This is a genomic window from Bifidobacterium sp. wkB338 (assembly GCF_003688325.1).
GTDB classification, from domain to species: Bacteria; Actinomycetota; Actinomycetes; order Actinomycetales; family Bifidobacteriaceae; genus Bombiscardovia; species Bombiscardovia polysaccharolytica.
On sequence record NZ_NPOR01000038.1, the window covers coordinates 138,709 to 158,731 of the forward strand.

A 20,023-nucleotide genomic window follows, 5' to 3' on the forward strand; every position below is an offset into this window, starting at 1 on the left:
CGAAAGCAGACAGGCACCAACTTGATAGGTTCGGAAGCAGGATGGACAAGCGTTTACGCCTGGTCTCCGAGATATGTTTCTTTTGATAAAGGAAGGCACCGATGCTTCACCTTAGTGACGATATACATAATGAGTCTGCAGCCTGGCAGAAGGCCGGCGTGACCCTGCCAACCTACGACATCGAAGCCATGCGCCAGGCCACCAAGCGCTCGCCTGCCTGGGTCCACTTTGGGGCCGGCAATCTCTTCAGGGCAGTCCACGCCCCCATTGCCCAACAACTTCTGGAGTCAGGCGCCACCGACCGAGGCATATTGGTGGCCGAATCCTTCGACCCTGCCATCGTAGACCAGGCCTACACCCCCTTCGACGACCGCTATCTTCAGGTCATCCTGAGGGCGGACGGATCCATGAAAACATCCTTGGTCGCCTCCGTTGCAGGCGCCTACCCGCTGGGCGAGGATCCGAAGCCCTTGCATGATCTGAGGCTGGTCTTCCGCAATCCCAGCCTGCAGATGGTCACCACGACCATCACCGAGAAAGGCTATGCCCTGGTCGATTCCCAGGGCCAGCCGCTACCATGGATCGCTCCGGAATTCGAGGGCGGACCCGATAAAGCCAAGAGCGCCATCGCAGTCATCACGGCCCTCCTGCTGGAGCGCTTCCAAGCCGGTGCACTTCCCCTGGCCCTGGTCAGCACCGACAACTTCTCACGAAACGGGGAGCGGTTCGGCCAAGCCGTCAGGCAGATGGCTGACGAGTGGATAGGGAGGGGTCTGGCCGAAAAAGGCTTCGGCGACTACCTCAGAGACAAGAACAAGATCACCTTCCCGCTGACCATGATCGACAGAATCACTCCCAACCCTGACAAGGAGGTGGGTCGCCGCCTCAAGGCTCTGGGCGTCGCCGACGCGGAACCTTTCCGGACCAGGGGCGGAACCGCTATGGCCCCATATGCCAACACTGAGGAAACCTGGTATTGGGTGGTTGAGGACGACTTCCCTGCAGGCCGCCCGTCTCTGGAGAAAGCAGGGGTTTACATGGCCGACAAGGACACGGTCAACGCCGCCGACCAGATGAAGGTCACCACCTGCCTGAACCCCCTGCACACGGCCCTGGCCGTCTTCGGGATGCTCCTGGGGTATCCGACCATGTCAAAGACCATCGCCGACCCGGACCTCAAGGCCTTGGTCACCCGTCTGGGGTATGTGGAAGGACTGCCTGTGGTCGAGGACCCGGGCATCTTCTCCCCCAAGGAGTTCCTCCGCCAAGTTATTGAGATCAGGGTTCCCAATCCTGGTCTGCCCGATACGCCGGCGCGCATCTGCGCCGACACCTCCCAGAAGATTCCGGTCAGATACGGAATCACCATCAGCAAGTACACCCGGGACAAGGACCTTGACACAGCCGATCTGGAGGCCATCCCGCTGATCATCGCCGCCTGGCTGCGGCTGCTGATCGGTTCGGATGGCAATGGAACCGACGATGCCGGACGGCCGGTCAAGCTGAGCCCAGACCCGCGCCTGGAGGAGCTTCAAAGGATTCTGGTCGACATCCCACTCAACGGGTCAGCCGAGAAGGAGACTCTGGCGACCACGGTCAAATCCATCCTGGCCGACACATCCATCTTCGGAATTGATCTGAACGCCACCCCGCTGGCCGACAAAATCGAGACCTTCCTGACCGCCATGTGCCAAGGCAATGGCGCTGTAGCGAGCACCCTTCACAAGGCTGCAAGCGCCTGGTGACATCGGCAGCCTACTGACAGAACAAGGCACACAATGACCGGGTCCGTCCGATCCGAATGTAAGGAGAGAGCATCATGCACATGGGATTCCGCTGGTATGGCCAGGGCAACGACACCATCAGCCTGGACGATATTCGTCAGATTCCGGGGGTGGAGACCATTGTCTGGTCCCTGCACCATAAACAGGCCGGCGAGGTCTGGCAGCCGGACGAAATCGAAGAGGCCATGGCCACAATCACCGGGCTGTCCGCCAGGGATCGAGCGGCAGGCATAACCAAGACCTTCAACGCTGACGTGGTTGAGTCCGTCAACGTTCACGAGTCCATCAAGACCGGTTCGACGGTCCTCGGAATCAGCCGGGACCAAGCCATTGACGCCTACATCGAGACCGTAGCCAACCTGGGCAAGGCCGGGGTCAAAGTCGTTACGTACAACTTCATGCCGGTCTTCGACTGGCTGCGCACGGAGATGTTCCACCCTTGCCCAGACGGGTCCACCGCCCTCTACTACAACCAGCATCAGGTGGACCAGCTCAGCCCACAGGGCATCATCGACGAAACCCTGAAGGGGGCCGGATCCCTGACTGTGCCCGGCTGGGAACCTGAACGGCTTGCCCATCTGCCTGAACTGATGGAGGCCTATCAGGGAATGGGCCACGAGCAGATGTACGCCAACTACAAGTACTTCCTGGATGCCGTGATCCCCACCTGCGAGCGCTACGGGGTCAAGCTGGCCGTCCACCCCGACGACCCTGCATTCGACCTGTTCGGCTGGCCGCGCGTGGTCTCCAGCAAGGAGGGGATCCAACAAGTGCTGGATCTGAATCCCAGCCCCTGCAACGGACTGTGCCTGTGTCTGGGATCCTTCTCATCCAGACGGGGTAACGATGCCGTGGATGCAGTCAAGACCTTCATGGACAGGATCTACTTCAGCCACGTGCGCAACATCCGGTTCACCGACGAGCAGGGCTCGTTCTATGAGGTGGGTCACCGTGCAAGCGAGGGCAACGTGGACACCGTCGGCATCATGAAGGCCTACGCCGAGGCCGATTACCAGGGCTACATCCGCCCCGACCACGGACGCCATCTATGGAGCGAGAACACGGAAGCCGGTAGACCGCGACCAGGCTACGGCCTTTATGACCGCGCCATGGGCATCCAGTATCTGCTTGGAGTCTGGGACGCTTACCGCTACAACCGTTGATAAAGCAAAAGAAATCCTGAACAATAAGAAGGAAGCGTCTGATGCCAGTCCGGGTCAATCGCAAACCCGACCTGGCATCAGACGCTTATTCAATGTTCCCGTCAAGGCCGCGCCCTGTGGGAAGTTTTTTCAATCTGGGAAAGCCGACATACATGCAAATGCGAGAATCAAATTGCTTCGAAGCAGCTGACCCCTCGTTTGCACTGTTGGCTCACGCCAATCGGTCAATCAGGGGCTGGACACCCTGGTCGGCCAAATCGTCCAGGTTCTTCTGGACAGCCTCCGCCAGCCCTGCGATCCTGGTCAGGTCATGGCCCCAAATTGAAGCATCAGCAAGAATCCGATTGACAAAATCCTTCTGACCAGCAGCCTTGCGAAAAGCATCGATAACTTTTTGATCATCCTGAATCTTCACAGCATCACCGGCCTTGCCGCCATAAATCCACACCAGACAAGACAGTGCCAGGACGATGCGTTCCGGAAGCCCATGTCCCTGCTCTACGTTTGCCGTGACCAGCGGGAGAAGACGGGAGACGAATTTGGAGACCGAGTTCAACCCTATGGAATCCAAAGAATGCTGGACAAAGGGGTTGTCGAACCGCTCGCGAACAGCAGCAGCGAAGTTCTCCAACTCCTCCTTGGGCAGGGTCTGGACGGGGATGATCTCCTCCTCCATCTCGCGTGTGATGAAAGAGCGCATGGTCTTATCGCCCATGACCTGTCCTACAGTCTTGAAGCCGGCCAGCCGAGCCACCTGGGCCATGGTGGTATGAGGACCGTTGAGCAAATAAACCTTGCGCTCACGGTAGGGCTGTACAGCATCGCAGGTCACCAGGTCGATTCCGGCCTTCCGCGCGGGAAGCAGCTCATCAACCCTGCGCTGGGCGGTCTGGTCACCGGCTACGACCCAGAGCAGGAAGGACTCGGCCTTGACCATATTCTGATCCTCGTATCCCAGCATCTCCCAAAGCTCCTGGGCATCTTCGCGCGGGTAGCCAGGAACTATCCGATCCACGAGAGTGGATACGAAAGTGTTCTCTTGATCAAGCCAGTCGATGAAATCCTTGCCCCATCCGAACCGTTCGGCGACATTTATCAGAGCACGATGCAGAGCCGAACCGTTGTCGGCGATAAGCTCGCAGGGCATAATCAGGTAGCCCGGCAGGGACCTGTCGAACCTACGCTTGAGCAGATGAGCCAACTTTGCCGGATATCCTGCCGGCGGCTGGTCTGTGACCTTATCCCCATCGTTGACGGCAATGCCTGCCTCAGTGGTATTGGAGATGATGATCTGCGTATCAGGATCATCGGCCAGAGCCAGAAAACCATCCCAATCCTTGTAGGGGTCGACTGTCTTGCCGATAGAGTCAATCAGCTCATGGCTACGGACGGGCTTTCCATCCTTGAGGCCTTCCAGAATGACTGTATAGAGCCGCTCCTGGTCCTCCAAGACATGGACTCTGCCGTTTTCAAGGGGCTGGACAACTGCAACGTTCCCCCCGAACAAGCCCTTGTTGTTGAGCTGCTGGACTATCCAATCAACGAATGCTCTAAGGAAATTTCCCTCACCGAACTGGATGATCCTGATGGGTCGTTGAGCTGCCTCTGTACTGGTCAGCCCCAGATGCACGGCCACTGCTTCCTGTAATCTTTCCACGATGCTTCCTTTCCGTCCGCTTGCGTCATCCCGCCCATACAGGAGATTCGGCCAGATCATCGAACTTGGCGACCGATGACCAGCCCGGGACTCAGACACTCAGCCTTGCACCACCTGCCTGGCCTGCGCACAGGCATCAGCAACGGCTTTCCAATCGCCTTGGCGCTGGGCCTTGGACGGTACAGGGAAACTCCCGCCCACAGCAAAGACGTTGGGCAGGTCGATGTATTCACGAGCGTTCCCGAACCCGACTCCGCCGGTGGGCAGGAAGCTCATCTCGGCAAAGGGGCCGGAGAGTGCCTTCAAGGTCTTGACGCCACCGTAAGCCTCGGCTGGGAAGAACTTGGTAAAACGCAGACCAAGATCATAGGCTTTCTCGATGTCGCTGGGAGTCGCCGTTCCAGGCAAGACCGGTATCCGGGAGCCCATGCACCAGTCGACCACAGCATCGCTGAATGCCGGGGAGACGACACCCTTGCAACCTGCCTCCACTGCCTGGCGTGCCTGGTCGACCGTGTGCACAGTTCCTGCCACCAGGGTCACCTCAGGCACCTGATCGTGAATAGCCCGCATCCCGTCCAGGGCGGCAGCCGATCGGAAGGTGACCTCTGCGATGGGTACTCCACCGGAAGCCAGGGCCCTGGCCAGAGGAACCGCTTCCTCGGGTGAATGCAGGGTCACCAGGGGGACCACTTTGATTGTTCTGATCAGATCAATCAATCCGATCCGCTCCTCCGGTACGTCCGTCTTGTCAAACTCGCTCATGCCTGCTTCCTTCTCTTGTGGAATTGAACTTGTTGAATCGAATCCATCGCCTGTCTATGGAGGGCTTCTGATCGCCGCCCAGATAAACCGGCTCAGCCAACCTGTCTGACCACCGCCCGCTGGCGTCCGGCAATAAAGTCATTCAACCGGGACTTGTCGGGCAAGCCTTCGTTGTCGGATACCACCTGGGTCTGCATGGCGCCAACGGCACACCCGCGCTCCAAGGCTTCGGACATGCGTTGGCCTTCAAGCAGGGCCGACAAGACACCGGCTGCGAAACCGTCGCCGGCACCGACTGTGTCCACCACCGCATCAACCTTGAAACCCGGAACGTAGACACCATCGTGACCGTCCGTCGCGTAGGCTCCATCAGGCCCGTCCTTGACCACCGCATAACGGGCGCCATTGTCAATGAAGGCCTGACCGATATCGCGGACATTGTCCAGCCCGAATAGATGCCTGCCCTCGGAAATGCCTGGAAGGACCAGATCAGCTTTGGCGCTCAAGGACAGGAGCGTCTGCTTCATTTGCCTGTCGCTCTTCCAGAGAGCCGGACGTTCGTTGGGATCAAAGGAAACGAAAATCTGATTGGCCCGAGACAGCTCAACCAGCGCTTTGCTGGCTTCCAGTGTGCTTTCCGAAAGCGCTGGGAGGATTCCGGTCATATGCATCAGCGAGATTCCGCTGCAATCGATGGCCTTGACATCGGCAGGGCCCAAGGCCGAAGCCGCCGATCCCTTGCGAAAGTAGTAAGTCTTGGGGTCTCCCTGCTCTACCTTGGACTTCATCATAAAGCCAGTGGAACGAGTGGCATCCTTGCCGACCAAGGAGGTGTCCAGGTTGTTCTGCCGCATGAAGTACAGGATCCGTTCGCCTATTGGATCCTGGCCTATGCGAGTCATATAGACCGGATGCTGACCCAACCGCTCCAGACCGATTGCCACATTGAGCTCAGCACCGGCCACCGAGGCGCTGAAAGATCCGACCTCGCTGCAGGGTCCCTCCTCGCCTGCCGCGAAGAGCCCCATACCCTCGCCGACCAGGAGGACCTTGCCGGGACGGACGCCGCTGACCACTATGTCGTGGGAAACCGCCATACCATTCCTTCCATGACCTGGACAGATGAACCCGACGGGCCTGTCTCAACCTGCATCAACGCGGGTGCCTGTCCGATTCGTCCATTGCTGTTTTCAAGCTATGTGATAGAGGGATGGCGGAGGAATATGTTGCCAGCTGTTGCTTGTCCCGGCATTATTAAAAAAACAGACCCTCAGATCTTTGCATTGATCTGAGGGTCTGAAAAACGAAGCTTGAAGCAGGGGCTACCAGGCCAAATCAATACCCAGGGTGACAGGTTCGGGAATCAGTCGGATGCCGAAGGTGGAATCCACGCCTTTCTGGATGGCACGGGCCAGGGCCACCATGTCGTCTGATCCGGCACCTCCCCGGTTGGTCAAGGCCAGTGTGTGCACGTCAGACAGGGCAGCAGCCGACCCCTGCTCCAAAGCGAATCCCTTGTGGAAACCTGAATGATCGATCAGCCAGGCTGCTGAGGTCTTGACCAAGGCCGAGTCTTCGACAGGGTAGCGAGGGGCATCCGCCGGCAGGGCATCCGCGGCCTCACGACTGATGATCGGATTGGTGAAGAAACTCCCGCAGCTATGACGGTCAAGCAGCGCCCGCTCGCCCCTAGGGCCGTGAAGGTCACCCTGGACTGCCTCCAGTGCCTCTTCCAAGTCGGAGGTTCGGCGGCAGGACCCCATCCAATCAGTCAGGTACCGGTAGGGATCCTCCAGCATCCCCTTGCCTGCTCTGACGGTCAGGACCGCCTGTCGAATCCGCTCCAGAGGCAGGGTTGCCCCAACTTCCACACCTAGAGCCTTGGCAAGCTGGACGGAACCCACCTGAGCGGCAGACCCGTGTCGCAAAACCAGTGTGACAGAAAGCACCACGTACCGGGGAGTGGGGAAGAACCGCGTATCGGGCACGGCAGGCGCCTGGTACATGGTCTGCTTGAGCAGGGAGGTCCTGTATCCGAAATCGAGATCAGAGGCACGTAGATAGGCAGTGACCTTGTCCTGGCGGTCCCAGACCTCGACCGAGTCGACAAGACGCCCAACCTCCTGGCCGTAAGCGCCAATGTTCTGGACAACCGAGGCCCCGACAGTCCCCGGGATGCCTGATAGACCCTCTACTCCAACCAGGTGCATGCGCACGCAGTAGGAGACCAGGTCATCCCAATTGGTCCCAGCTGTGGCATTGATGTGAACGACGGGAACGCCGCCCTCAGGCGGAGCCACCTCGTCAGGCACGCTGATGTCCTGGCGGGTGTCACGCACAACCACGCCGGGAAAGTCCTGGTCAGAGGCCAGCAGATTGGATCCGCCGCCAATCAGGCAGAGAGGCAGCCCCTTGGAATCCGCGCCCTCCACAGCCTCGATCAGTCCGACCCTGTCGCGTGGCTGAACAAAGGCTGCAATACGTCCTCCCACACCCATGGTGGTGATATCAGCAAATGTCGGAGTTGAGGTGTTGACCGTGACTGCTTCTGGCATGTCTTTCACTGTATCATCGCGAGTGACAGGGTTGGTCTGGAGCCCTTCTTATATTCCAGCCATCTGATATCTGCTGCCTTCATCCGCTTTCTCGACCCACTGGCCCGATTCAGTGAATTACGGCAGGCAAAAGCAAAATACAGCCACACATAGGCAGGTTCTCTTGAATTAACCCCAGTCAGCCGATGCATGCCGACAAAGACGACTGTGGCTGAATAACCTCCTATAAGGAACGTCTATAGAGGCACTGTTGTCTCGAAATCTGAAAACGAGTTTGATATTCCGTGAAGCACGCGAGCATCTAGACCATATTCAGAGGAACACATCCGCATGAGCAAAGGATTCGCGACAAAAGCCGTCCATGACGGCTATGACTGTCAAAGCCAAGGCGGAGGCGCAGCCAGCGTCCCCATCTACCAGTCGGCCGCTTTCGACATGGTCACCGCCGACCGGGGAGATGCCCTGGCCGCCGGTGCAATTCAAGGGTTCTCTTACTCACGCCTGGCCAATCCCACAGTCAAGGTCCTGGAGGATCGCCTGGCCAGCTTGGAGGGGGGCAAGGGGGCTGTGGCCATGGCCTCGGGCATGGCCGCCGTGTCGTCAGCCCTCATGTGCGCAGCCGAAAGCGGCGGGAGACTAATTTCACCGGTCGATCTTTATGGAACCTCGGTGGATGCCATGAAGACCTTCTTTCCCAACTTTGGCATCGAAACGGATTTTGTGGATGACATCAACGACCTTGACGAGGTGGAATCCCTGATCCAGGACAACACCAGGGCCATCTTCGCCGAGTCCGTGGCCAATCCGTCCACAGCCATAGCCGACATACCCGGCCTGGCCGACCTGGCCCATCGGCATGGGCTGGCCCTGATCATCGACAATACGGTGCCCACACCCTACCTGCTCAATCCAATCAACTTCGGCGCCGACATCGTCGTCCACTCGACCACCAAGGGGATCAGCGGCCACGGCAACGCCCTGGGCGGGGTCATCGTGGATGCAGGGCGATTCGACTGGGGCAACGGCCGCTTTCCGCAAATGAGCCGGCCCGAACTGATCATCAGCGACGAGCGACACGGGTCCATGGTCAGCTTTCTGGATGCCTTCGGCAAGATGGCCTTCCTGCACAGGATCCATACCAAATACCTGCACACCTTCGGGGCGGTCATGAGTCCTTTCACCGCCTACCTGCAACTGACCGGCCTTGAGACCCTGGCCCAGCGTGTCGCCGCCGAGGTAAAGACGGCAGCGATCCTGGCCCGCCACCTGCTGACCATTCCCCAGGTGGAACAGGTCAATTACTCAGGCATTCCGGAGGGTCGGCACCAGGGCGATGCGGACCAACAGGACCGCCTGGCTTCGACTCTGCTGCCCAAGGGCGTCGGCACGATCCTCTCCTTCAAGGTCAAAGGGGGCTATGAGCAGGTGAAGCGCATCGTGGACTCAGTGCATCTCATGAGCTACATGCCCAACATCGGCGACTGTCGCACCCTGATTGTGGACCCGGCCAGGATCACCCACAGGGAGGTTCCAGGCCCCTACCGCCTCAGTGCCGGTGTGGGCGACGACCTGATTCGGATCTCCGTAGGTCTGGAGAACCCGAATGACCTGGTCGCCGACCTGGATCAGGCCTTTGCAGCCGCCTACCAGAACACTCGCTAAAAGCTGCGTCCTCTACATCATAAAACCCATTCTGCTCCCAACACATCCCGGGTAATGGGGAACAGGCATATATGCAGAGTTGCATAAAGAAGAGCCTCTTGTATAAAAAAGGACCCGACCAAGTGGTCGGGTCCTGATGAAGCCAAACGATAGGAAGAACTCAGCGAGTCTCCCGGTGCAGGGTATGCTTGCCGCAACGGGGGCAGAACTTCTTGAGCTCCAGACGGTCAGGAGTGTTACGACGGTTCTTGGTCGTAATGTAATTACGCTCCTTGCACACGGTGCACGCCAGCGTAATGCCAGGACGGATATCTGCGGCTTTTGCCATGGTTCACCTCTATAGTCGTTGCATGACCGACGTATGTCGGCCACAGTAGCGAGGAAGAGACTCGAACTCTTGACCTTACGATTATGAGTCGTACGCTCTAGCCAGCTGAGCTACCCCGCCAGAGAGCCTCGGGTGAGAATCGGACTCACGACCTCTTCCTTACCAAGGAAGTGCTCTGCCACTGAGCTACCGAGGCGTGGCGGATAGAGGATTCGAACCTCTGAAGCATTACGCGGCTGATTTACAGTCAGCTCCCTTTGACCGCTTGGGAAATCCGCCATGTCGCACTAGAACCGGAGCTCCGTACGGCAACTTGCCTATAATGACATGTTTTTTCGTTTTCCGCAAGTCCCGCTCCGACGTCGTGTCTTCCGCGTCGGAGCGGGACAGGCTGGTCAGAAATCCCAGTCGTCGTCGTCGGTCTCCACGGCCTTGCCCATGACATAGGAGGAGCCCGAGCCGGAGAAGAAGTCGTGGTTCTCGTCGGCGTTGGGACTCAGCGAGGCGATGATGGCCGGATTCACGTCGGTGCTGTCCGAGGGGAAGAGTGCCGGATAGCCCAGGTTCATCAGCGCCTTGTTGCCGTTGTAGCGCAGGAACTTGGTGACGTCCTCCACCAGACCCACTCCGGAATACAGGCTCTCGGTGTATTCCACCTCGTTGTCGTACAGGTCACCCAGGAGCTCGTAGGTGTAGTCGCTCATGGCCTGACGCTCGGAGTCGGAGACCTTGGCCAGCCCCTTCTGGTACTTGTAGCCGATGTAGTAGCCGTGCACGGCCTCATCACGGATGATCAGGCGGATCAGATCAGCCGTGTTGGTCAGCTTGGCATGGCTGGAGAAGTACATGGGCAGGTAGAAGCCCGAGTAGAAGAGGAAGGACTCAAGCAGGGTGGAGGCCACCTTGCGCTTCAGGGGATTGTCGCCCTCGTAGTAGTCCAGGACGATCTGGGCCTTGCGCTGGAGGAACTCGTTGTGCTCGCTCCACTCGAAGGCCGCGTCGATCTGTGGCGTGGAGGCCAGGGTGGAAAAGATGGAGGAGTAGGACTTGGCATGGACCGACTCCATGAAGGCGATGTTGGTGTAGACCGCCTCCTCATGGGGGGTCAGCGCATCCGGGATCAGGCTGACGGCGCCCACGGTCCCCTGAATGGTGTCCAGAAGGGTCAGACCGGTGAAGACCCGCATGGTCAGGGTGTGCTCCTCCTCGCTCATGGCCTGCCAGGAGGGCAGATCATTGCTGACGGGAACCTTCTCGGGCAGCCAGAAGTTGCCGGTCAGACGGTCCCAGACCTCCAGGTCCTTCTCGTCCTCCAGACGGTTCCAGTTGATGGCGGAGACCCGGTCGATCAGCTTCAGCGGCTGCCGGGGAATGGAAATGGGTGGGACCATGGTTGATTGCTCCTTGTTGGATGGGTGTTCGACAGTGCGAAGCGGATCATGACAGGACCGTCAGTCTACCGCATGGACGGACCCGACCTGTGGACGTGGATGCCAAAGGGCCGGCACCGCCCTCAAAGACGGCACCGACCAGTGATTGCATATGCCTTAGAACATGCGCCTTAAAGCATGCAGCTGACGCAGCCTTCGACCTCGGTGCCTTCCAGCGCCTGCTGGCGGATCCTGATGTAGTAGAGGGTCTTGATCCCCTTGCGCCAGGCGTAGATCTGAGCCTTGTTCAGATCGCGGGTGGTGGCCGTGTCGGGGAAGAAGAGGGTCAGCGAGAGCCCTTGGTCCACATGCTGAGTGGCCTCGGCGTAAGTGTCCACGATCTTCTTCCAGCCAATCTCGTAGGCGTCCTCGAAGTAGTCCAGGTTCTCGTTGGTCATGTAGGGAGCCGGGTAGTAGACGCGCCCGATCTTGCCCTCCTTGCGAATCTCGATCTTGGAGGCGATCGGGTGGATGGAGCTGGTGGAGTGGTTGATGTAGGAGATGGACCCGGTCGGGGGGACGGCCTGGAGGTTCTGGTTGTAGATGCCGTCCTTGAGGATGGCCGCCTGGAGTTCCTTCCAGTCCTCAACCGTGGGAATGTGGACCTTGTACTGGTCGAAGAGGTCCTTGATCCGCTGGGTCCTGGGTTCCAAGGAACGGCTGCCCTCAGTGTACTTGTCGAAGTAGTTCCCCTGGCCGGCAGGCTTGGCATAGTCGGACTTGGCGAAGGAGGCGAAGGCCTTCCCCCGCTCCACGGCCAGGGCATGTGAGGCCCTGTAGGCGTGGTAGGCCACGGTCATGAAGTACATGTCAGTGAAGTCCAGCCCCTCCTCGGACCCGTAGTGGATGCCCTCGCGGGCCAGGAAGCCATGGAGGTTCATTTGACCCAGACCGATGGCATGACCCTCGTCGTTACCCCGCTTGATGGAGGGAACAGCCTCGATGTTGGTGTGGTCAGAGACGGATGTCAGGGCCCGCACCGAGGTTTCGACCGTGTCGGCCAGGCCGCCGTCCATGGCCTTGGCGATGTTGAGGGATCCCAGGTTGCATGAGATGTCGCGGCCGATATGCTCATAGTTCAGATTCTCGGAGTAGGTGCTGGGCTCCTGGACCTGCAGAATCTCCGAGCAGAGGTTGGACATGGTGATCCGACCATCGATGGGGTTGGCCTTGTTGACCGTGTCCTCGAAGAGGATGTATGGGTAGCCGGACTCGAACTGGATCTCGGCCAGGGTCATGAAGAAGTCGCGGGCGTCGATGTACTTCTTGTGGATCCGCTTGTCCTTGACCATCTCCTCGTAATGCTCGGTGATGGGGATGTCAGCGAAGGGCTTGCCGTAGACCCGCTCCACGTCGTAGGGCGAGAAGAGAGCCATGGGCTCCTTGCGCTTGGCCAGCTCGAAGGTGATGTCGGGAATGACCACGCCCAGGGCCAGGGACTTGATGCGGATCTTCTCGTCCGCGTTCTCCCGCTTGGTGTCCAGGAAACGCATGATGTCAGGATGGTGGGCCGACAGGTAGACGGCACCGGCACCCTGGCGGGCACCCAGCTGATTGGCATAGGAGAAGGAGTCCTCCAGGAGCTTCATGACCGGGACCACACCGCTGGACTGGTTCTCGATGTGCTTGATGGGCGCGCCCATCTCGCGCAGGTTGCTGAGCAGCAGGGCCACGCCACCGCCCCTCTTGGACAGCTGCAAGGCAGCGTTGACGCCGCGGGAGATGGACTCCATGTTGTCCTCGATGCGCACAAGGAAGCAGGAGACCGGCTCGCCGCGCTGGGCCTTGCCCAGGTTCAGGAAGGTTGGGGTGGCAGGCTGGAAGCGTCCGGAGATGATCTCATCCGTGTACTTCATGGCGGCCTGCTCATCCCCGTCGGCCAGCTCCAGGGCCACGGCCACACAGCGCTGGGGGAAGTCCTCCAGGTAGCGCTTGCCATCGAAGGTCTTCAACGCATAGGAGGTATAGAACTTGAAGGCGCCCAGGAAGGTCTCGAACTCAAAGCCGCTCTCGGCCGCATGCTTGTAGATCCTGTCCAGGAACTCAGGGGTATAGCTCTCGAAGACCTTGCGATCGTAGTACTCGTGATCCAGGAGGTAGGCAATCCTCTCGGCCGTGGAGGGGAAAGTCATGGTGTTGGGCCGTACGTGCCGGTCCATGTACTGGCGCTCGGCCTCGCGGTCCTTGTCGAACTGAATCCTGCCGTCCTTGTCGTACAGGTTCAGCATGGCGTTCAGGGCATGGTAGTCGTGAGCCGGATCGAAGGTCTCCTCATCCTCGGATGCGGTCCTATCCAGTGCCAGGGACGTGTCCTCGTTTGCTCCCATCGGGTGTCCTTTCATGAGTATTGCAGTGATAGTGCGTGTAATGAAATAGGCTCAGGACTCGGGGTGGTTGCGGAAGAAATCCACAACCCCGCGGCGGACCTTCTCCTGGTCCTCCTTGGTGCCCATGAGCTCGAAATAATAGAGGAAAGGCACATTGCACTTGCGGGAGATGATGTCCCCCGCCATGCAGAAGGCCTCCCCGAAGTTGGTGTTGCCCGAGGCGATGACCCCGCGGATGCCGGCCCGGTTGGCCGGGTCGTTCAGGAAGCGCTTGATCTGCGGCATGACCGCCTTCTTGGCTGATCCGCCCCCATAGGTGGGGACGATCAGGATGTAGGGCTGCCGAATGTTGAGCGGCGGATCCTTGGGCCTCAGAGGGATGCGGAAGACGTCAATCCCCTCGTCATCCAAATGGCAGTTGGCGATGAACCGGGCGGTGTTGCGCGAGGCCGACGAGAAGTAGACCACGGCCCCCAGGCGCTGACCCTGGGCGGCGAACTCGGGAGCGCTGAGCTCCGAATCAGTTCCTGCGGTCTGCTGTTGCTCCATGCTTCCTCCTGATCAGGCCATCCAGAGCCTGTCTTGACGGTGATGCCCGCCCTGAAGACGGACCGATCAGAACCCGCCCAGCGCGAGCCTGAACTACTATATGTGCTATTGATATTAAAAACGGTGAGCATATATAGGGTTTTCTGTGCCCAATATCACAGCAGATCCAACTCGCCTAGAAGTCCCAGTCGTCGTCGTCAGTGGACTCGGAGTGCCCCATGACGTAGGAGGAGCCCGAACCTGAGAAGAAATCATGGTTCTCGTTGGCCGATGGCGACAGGGCCGCCAGGATCTCCGAACTGACATCAGTCTGGTCGGCCGCAAACCGAGCCGGGTAGCCCAGGTTCATCAGCGCCTTGTTGGCATTGTAGCGAACGAAGGCGAAGACGTCCTCGACGAAGGGGAAGCCCTCATAAATCTGCCCCGAGTAGACCATCTCCAGGTCGTAGAGCTTGTCCAGCAAATCGTTGGTGAACTTCTCCAGCATGGCCTGGTCGGCCTGTGTCCTCTCCTCCAGACCCCGCTGATACTTGTAGCCCGAGTAATAGCCATGGATGGCCTTGTCACGCAGGATCAGACGGATCATGTCGGCCGTATTCATCAGCTTGGCATGGCTGGAGAAGTAAAGGGGCAGATAGAAGCCCGCATAGAGCATGAGCGAGGAGAGCATGGTGGAGGCCACCTTGCGCTTCAGGGGATCCTCGCTGACGTACTCGTGCAGGACCGTGTGGACGCGCTCCTGGAGGACGTCGTTGGCCACAGCCCAGCGGTAGGCCTTGTCGATCTCCTCGCTGGAGCAGAGCGTGGAGAAGACCGAGGAGTAGGAGCGGGCATGGACCGACTGCATGAAAGCGATGTTGGTATAGATGGCCTGCTCCTGCTCGGTGCGGGCGTGATCGATCTGCACCAGCTCACCGATGGTGGCCTGCGTGGTGTCCAGCATGGTCAGTCCGGTGAAGACACGAACCGTGGTCTGGCGCTCATGATCGGTCAGAGTGTTCCAGGATGGGATGTCGTTGGACAGGGGCACCTTCTCGGGCAGCCAGAAGTTGGAAACCAGTCGGTTCCAGACCTCCAGATCCTTCTCGTCGGTGATGTTGTTCCAGTTGACCGGGCGAATCCTGGCCTCAGGGGTGACACGGTACTGGGGCGGGGTGATGGATTGGCGCATCATCTCGTCGTCGGCATAGACGCCGGCCTCTGACTTGGTGCTTTCTTGCGTGCTTTCCTGCTGGCTCATGACAAAACCGCCTTTCGTGAATCAGTCGACTGCTGCTGGAGCTGCACTCCCATTCCGGCCAGAATGGCCCTGACCGCTTGAACATCCTCCGCGGTGCCCAGCAGCTCGAATCGATAGAGCTCAGGGACGCCGCACCGGCGGGCTATCAGAGGGCCGGCCGCGCAATAGGCGCTGCCAAAGTTCCGGTTGCCCGAGGTGACGACTCCGCGGATCAGTCCGCGGTTGACCGGATTGTTCAGGAAGTGGATGACCTGCTTGGGCACGGCCCCCTTGGCTGACCCGCCGCCATAGGTGGGCACCAGCAAAAGGTAAGGCGCATCCATAATGGGCATGGGCTGGCGCCGCTCGTACAGGGGGATGCGGATGGGCCCCTCCACGCCCAGCCGCTGCACAAAGCGGTGGGTGTTGTTGGAGACGCTGGAGAAGTACACCAGCTTGGAGGCACCATCGGGAGGATCGTGCCGATCCACATCTGCTGAGGACATAGTGACTGTTGCTCCTTGGTAAACACTATATATTGGATAGACTAGGCCAGCCAACCACAATATATAGGTTTATCCAAGACGACACAAGCTCACAAGAGCAAAACAGCCTTTGCTGTGACATTCCAGACAAGGACGGAGACAGCAATCATTGGCATTTACGCTCGCGACAGTATGCGGCCTTCAGTCAGCAATCGGATCCTGCGGTAAACCCTGCCGACGCAGATCAGCGCAAACTTCCAGGACCCGGTCGTTGGCTTCCCGCTCCCCCACAGTGATGCGGATGCCCTCGCCGGGGAAGGTCCTGACCGACAGGCCTGCGTCGCGGAAGCGCTGATCAGCCTGTGCGGCGGCCTGGCCCAGAGGCAGCCAGTAGTAGTTGGCCCGAGGCTCAGGAATCTTCCACCCCTGCTCCTGCAAACCAGCCAGGATCCTGGCCCGTTCCTGCTTGAGTGCCTGGACCCGTTCGGCCAGGCGGTCCTGTGCGTCCAGGCTGGCCATTGCCGCCGTCTGGGCCACATCGGTGACGCCGAAGGGCAGGGCCACCTTGTTCATACCGGCAATGATCGGCTCCGCTGCCACGGCGTATCCGATCCGCAGACCAGCCAATCCATAGGCCTTGGAGAAGGTCCGTGCCACTATCACATTGGGATGCTCGCGCATAAGCGTCAATCCGTCGGCTCGATCAGGGTCGTCATTGAACTGTATATACGCCTCATCAAAGAGCACCGGCAGGTCTGCTGGCAGGGCTTGCAGGAGCCGTTCGGCCTGATTGCGATCGACGTTGGTCGCAGTCGGATTGTTGGGATTGTTGACAATGACCAGTCTGGTGTGGTCATTGACCGCGGCGATCATGGCCTCGATATCATGGCGCCCCTGCTTATCCAGGGGCACGGGCACCCCGGTGGCGCCGGCCGTGGTGACGATGATGGGATAGGCCTCGAAACTGCGCCAGGGATAGACCACCTGATCGCCATGACCGGCCACCAGGTCAACCAGCTGCGTGATGACCTCAGTGGATCCGCATCCCAGCTGGATGCATGCCGGATCCATCCCGTGCAACTGGGCCAGCCGCTCTACCAGACGAGTGCCATGCATGTCCGGATAGCGGTTCAGATGGCCCAGGGCCTGCTCTGAGACGGCCTGAAGCACACCGGGCAGGGGCGGGTATGGGTTCTCGTTGCTGGAGATCTTGTAACTGGTTAACCCGGGAACGGCTGGTGCCGGGCTGCCCTGCCGGTATCCGGGAAGGGAATCAATGCTGGCGCGATGACGATAGTACATGGGCACCATGCTAGTGGCCGCCACATGTCCCTGCGGCATCTGGTCCGCTGCACGGTCCTGACGAGACGCAAATGGCCCCTGGTCCTTTCACAGGACCAGGGGCCACTAATCACCGCCTCTTTACTTGAGGATGGCCAGAACGTCGCGCGCGGATACGATCAGGTAGTCCTCGCCACCGTAGTTGACCTCGGTGCCGCCGTACTTGGAGTACAGAACCTTGTCGCCAACCTTGACATCCATGGGGATGCGCTCGCCCTTGTCGTCACGACGGCCGGGGCCTGCCGCCAGCACCTCGCCCTGCTGGGGCTTCTCCTTGGCGGTATCAGGAATGACCAGCCCGGAAGCGGTCTTGGTCTCCGCCTCAGCCTGCTTGATGACGATCTTGTCTTCCAACGGTGTGAGTGAAATCGACACTGTGGACCTCCTACATCTTGTGAGAACAGCCAATGAACCCACGCCGGAACGTCGATGAGAGGCTGACGAACACTCACCACGCATTCCTTTGCGCTACAAGTCATAGTAGCGCGAAATTAGCACTCTGCCAACTTGAGTGCTAACGCTGGTGGTGAAAGATGGATTGTCGATTGGCCCCTCAGGACTTGGCTGACGGACGACGCCGAGCCAATATGGCCTCCACGCCGATGGACAGGGAGTTCTCGCTACGGTCAGGCGCTTCGACCTGGGCCTGCATCTCCCTCTCATGGAAGTCGTCGGGCCGCCCATCGGCCTTCTTCTTTTCGGGGGGACGGGCCACGGAGACCTGACGGGTTGACTTGATCTCCAGGCTGTGGGGACCCTCATCTTCGTTGTTCTTGCCGTCCTTGTCCGCTTCCTCGCCGCGGGCCGATCCCAGGGAGAAGGAAATCAGATCCTGGCCTGCCGCCATGTCGAAAGCATCCAAGGCCGGAGAGGGATTGATGCGTTCGAGTTCGTTGGTGGCATCCTCCTGGGCCTTTGCCGAGGACGACGATGCCGCGGATTTGGAGGCCTGATCTGACGAGGCCTGGTGCTCTTTGCCGATAGACGCAGAGACCGATCTGGACTTGCCTGAATGGGCAGCGGCGGATTGGGCAGGCATCGACTGTGAAGAAGTAGGCCGGACTGCAGACTTCGAGGCAGCGGATTTGTCCATTGGCGACTTGGGCGTAGCAGATTTGGAGGCAGCCTTTTGGGCCTTTGAAGATTTGGCAGCTGCCGGTTTGGAAGCCGCCGGTTGAGAGCCCGCTTGTTTGGCTGGGGTCTGCTCAGAGGCCTTCTTGGTGACGGGCTGCCTGTTCGAGGTATGTCCGGTCTGAGCAGCAGTCTTCTCGTTCGACTTTACGGACCCGGCCGAACCCTTGGCCTTGCTGGTGCCGGCTGACGGCTTTGCTGGCTTGGCGGAATTGTGCTGCCTGGCCTTGAGTGCTGCCTGCTGATCAGCCTTGGCCTGAGCCAGCGTTTGACGAATCTCGCCCTGGTCAAGCACATCCGTGGCAGTTTCCGTGCGGCCCTCATTCTTGGCCTGCACAGGCCTGCCGGAGGTCTTGCTCTTAGTCAGACTGGCCGCCTGCTGACGACGCTGCCTAGCACGCCGCTGGGCCAAATTGCGCTCCCAAGTCCGAGCCTGGGCCGAAGCATGTGCGCCGGCGGCCAACACCACTATCACCAAGGCCAGAGGAATCAAAGTGAACCATGGGCTGTAGCCTACAAGGTAAGAGAGCCCAGCCACCAGCAGAGTGATGACCAACAGGGTAAGGACCAGGATACGACGACGGCGTATGGCCGCGCGGCGCAACTGTCTGATCTGCTTGATGCGCTGGGCCTGACTCAGCCGGTTGCCATCCTGCTGCCCTTGCTGCATGACCAACCCTTTCACCGTCCTCGACTGCCTGTCGCAGAACCTCATACCGTCTTCCCGACCCACCATGTGCAGGGAGGTGGAAAGCCTGTCCTGGCGATGCTCCGAGGCCCGCTTCATGCCCTTGACGGTGCGAAACGGCAGCCAACCCAGCACCAGAATCACTGCAATCACCAAAACCATGATGCTGCTGAGTGATTCATAAACCATAGGTACTACGTTAGTTGACGGTATGCCCCAAGCGGCAAGTCAAACCCAGCGTGTCGACCATGTCTGCCCCAGGGGTTCATAAACGGGCCAGCAGATCTGGATCGAATTGGTCGCTGATCCAGGCAAAGGTCAGGTGGTCCCGCCACTGTCCGTTTACATACATGTAGCTGCGACGCAGCCCCTCCGGCTCCATGCCCAGCTTTTGTACTACACGCAGGGACCGCTGGTTTTCAGGCAGAATCGCCACCTCCAGACGGTGCAGATGAGGCCCGCTCCTATCCTTGAAGACCCAATTCGCCACCATGGCCAAGGCCAGGGGCGCGAATCCGTGACCGATCCAATCCTGGTCAACCCAGTAGCCCGCTACTGCCGTGCACATGGACCCATAGCGGATGGCGCCTAGGGAAATCTGCCCTACGATGCTCTGATGAAACTCCATCAGGAAGACCGCCGAAGTACCCTCCTGCCGGGCACGCTCCAGTTCCTGCATCCACTGAGCATAGGTCATGCCAGGTCCGTGGCGGGGATCCCCCGATTCCCATGGAGCCAGCCAATCACGATTCCTCCATCGAACCGCATTCCATGCTGATTGATCACCCTCGCGGATGGGTCTCAGCAGGAAGTCCCCATGGCCTGGGGGCGGGGTCAGACGATCAGGCAGATTCAGGGCATGGCCCGAGCGGGCCCGGGAACCCTGCCAGACCTGACGGAAGGTATGCAGAACCGACATGATTCCATGTTCTCACCGAA

The 20,023-nt window shown here is 59.5% G+C and carries 17 protein-coding genes and 3 tRNA genes; 3 read left to right on the plus strand and 17 right to left on the minus strand.

Annotated features, from left to right (window positions below):
• Window positions 1-101 precede the first annotated feature (101 nt).
• Window positions 102-1,745, plus strand: coding sequence for a mannitol dehydrogenase family protein (locus tag CI603_RS07385; RefSeq protein WP_121913611.1), 1,644 nt, complete (start codon window positions 102-104; stop codon window positions 1,743-1,745).
• 74 nt (window positions 1,746-1,819) lie between these two features.
• A complete protein-coding gene (locus CI603_RS07390; protein WP_121913612.1) occupies window positions 1,820-2,947 on the plus strand; it encodes a mannonate dehydratase in 1,128 nt (375 codons plus the stop codon).
• A gap of 211 nt (window positions 2,948-3,158) precedes the next feature.
• On the opposite strand, the gene CI603_RS07395 is transcribed toward CI603_RS07390, so the two are convergent.
• The 4 genes from CI603_RS07395 to CI603_RS07410 all read right to left on the minus strand — a co-directional run bounded on the left by CI603_RS07395 (window position 3,159) and on the right by CI603_RS07410 (window position 7,924).
• A complete protein-coding gene (locus CI603_RS07395; RefSeq protein ID WP_121913613.1) occupies window positions 3,159-4,604 on the minus strand; it encodes a tagaturonate reductase in 1,446 nt (481 codons plus the stop codon).
• A gap of 99 nt (window positions 4,605-4,703) precedes the next feature.
• The gene (gene eda, locus CI603_RS07400; RefSeq protein WP_052733372.1) at window positions 4,704-5,369 is read right to left on the minus strand and encodes a bifunctional 4-hydroxy-2-oxoglutarate aldolase/2-dehydro-3-deoxy-phosphogluconate aldolase; all 666 of its coding nucleotides are present in this window, start codon (window positions 5,367-5,369) and stop codon (window positions 4,704-4,706) included.
• A 92-nt stretch (window positions 5,370-5,461) separates the two neighbouring features.
• A complete protein-coding gene (locus tag CI603_RS07405) occupies window positions 5,462-6,466 on the minus strand; it encodes a sugar kinase (protein ID WP_121913614.1) in 1,005 nt (334 codons plus the stop codon).
• 225 nt (window positions 6,467-6,691) lie between these two features.
• Window positions 6,692-7,924 (minus strand): FAD-binding protein, encoded by a 1,233-nt coding sequence (locus CI603_RS07410; protein ID WP_121913615.1) that lies wholly within the window; start codon window positions 7,922-7,924, stop codon window positions 6,692-6,694.
• Window positions 7,925-8,254: 330 nt separating this feature from the next.
• On the opposite strand from CI603_RS07410, the gene CI603_RS07415 reads away from it, so the two are divergent.
• On the plus strand, window positions 8,255-9,586 hold the full coding sequence (locus CI603_RS07415; protein WP_121913616.1) for an O-acetylhomoserine aminocarboxypropyltransferase/cysteine synthase family protein: 1,332 nt from the start codon (window positions 8,255-8,257) through the stop codon (window positions 9,584-9,586).
• A gap of 160 nt (window positions 9,587-9,746) precedes the next feature.
• Here the strand turns inward: CI603_RS07415 and rpmG are convergent, their stop codons facing one another.
• From rpmG to CI603_RS07480, 13 genes are all read right to left on the minus strand, one after another.
• Complete coding sequence (rpmG, locus tag CI603_RS07420; RefSeq protein WP_015022386.1) at window positions 9,747-9,914, minus strand: 50S ribosomal protein L33; 168 nt, start codon at window positions 9,912-9,914, stop codon at window positions 9,747-9,749.
• A gap of 46 nt (window positions 9,915-9,960) precedes the next feature.
• Window positions 9,961-10,034 (minus strand) — tRNA-Met (locus tag CI603_RS07425).
• Window positions 10,035-10,038: 4 nt separating this feature from the next.
• Window positions 10,039-10,110 (minus strand) — tRNA-Thr (locus CI603_RS07430).
• A 1-nt stretch (window position 10,111) separates the two neighbouring features.
• Window positions 10,112-10,193: transfer RNA gene (locus CI603_RS07435), tRNA-Tyr, on the minus strand.
• A 116-nt stretch (window positions 10,194-10,309) separates the two neighbouring features.
• A complete protein-coding gene (gene nrdF, locus CI603_RS07440; RefSeq protein WP_015022387.1) occupies window positions 10,310-11,305 on the minus strand; it encodes a class 1b ribonucleoside-diphosphate reductase subunit beta in 996 nt (331 codons plus the stop codon).
• Window positions 11,306-11,475: 170 nt separating this feature from the next.
• The gene (gene nrdE, locus CI603_RS07445) at window positions 11,476-13,671 is read right to left on the minus strand and encodes a class 1b ribonucleoside-diphosphate reductase subunit alpha (RefSeq protein WP_110425749.1); all 2,196 of its coding nucleotides are present in this window, start codon (window positions 13,669-13,671) and stop codon (window positions 11,476-11,478) included.
• Between the two features lie 51 nt (window positions 13,672-13,722).
• Window positions 13,723-14,220: a class Ib ribonucleoside-diphosphate reductase assembly flavoprotein NrdI gene (gene nrdI / locus CI603_RS07450; RefSeq protein ID WP_015022389.1), complete on the minus strand. Its 498-nt coding sequence runs from the start codon at window positions 14,218-14,220 to the stop codon at window positions 13,723-13,725.
• A 175-nt stretch (window positions 14,221-14,395) separates the two neighbouring features.
• Complete coding sequence (gene nrdF / locus CI603_RS07455) at window positions 14,396-15,391, minus strand: class 1b ribonucleoside-diphosphate reductase subunit beta (protein ID WP_046323878.1); 996 nt, start codon at window positions 15,389-15,391, stop codon at window positions 14,396-14,398.
• Between the two features lie 65 nt (window positions 15,392-15,456).
• Window positions 15,457-15,945, minus strand: coding sequence for a class Ib ribonucleoside-diphosphate reductase assembly flavoprotein NrdI (gene nrdI / locus CI603_RS07460; protein WP_121913617.1), 489 nt, complete (start codon window positions 15,943-15,945; stop codon window positions 15,457-15,459).
• Between the two features lie 180 nt (window positions 15,946-16,125).
• On the minus strand, window positions 16,126-17,226 hold the full coding sequence (locus CI603_RS07465; protein WP_183122285.1) for a histidinol-phosphate transaminase: 1,101 nt from the start codon (window positions 17,224-17,226) through the stop codon (window positions 16,126-16,128).
• Window positions 17,227-17,346: 120 nt separating this feature from the next.
• On the minus strand, window positions 17,347-17,640 hold the full coding sequence (gene groES / locus CI603_RS07470) for a co-chaperone GroES (protein ID WP_015022393.1): 294 nt from the start codon (window positions 17,638-17,640) through the stop codon (window positions 17,347-17,349).
• 178 nt (window positions 17,641-17,818) lie between these two features.
• Entirely contained in the window at window positions 17,819-19,246 is a 1,428-nt protein-coding gene (locus CI603_RS07475; RefSeq protein WP_121913618.1) for a hypothetical protein, read from the minus strand.
• Between the two features lie 103 nt (window positions 19,247-19,349).
• Window positions 19,350-20,003, minus strand: a complete 654-nt coding sequence (locus CI603_RS07480; protein ID WP_121913619.1) for a GNAT family N-acetyltransferase — start codon at window positions 20,001-20,003, stop codon at window positions 19,350-19,352.
• Window positions 20,004-20,023 lie beyond the last annotated feature (20 nt).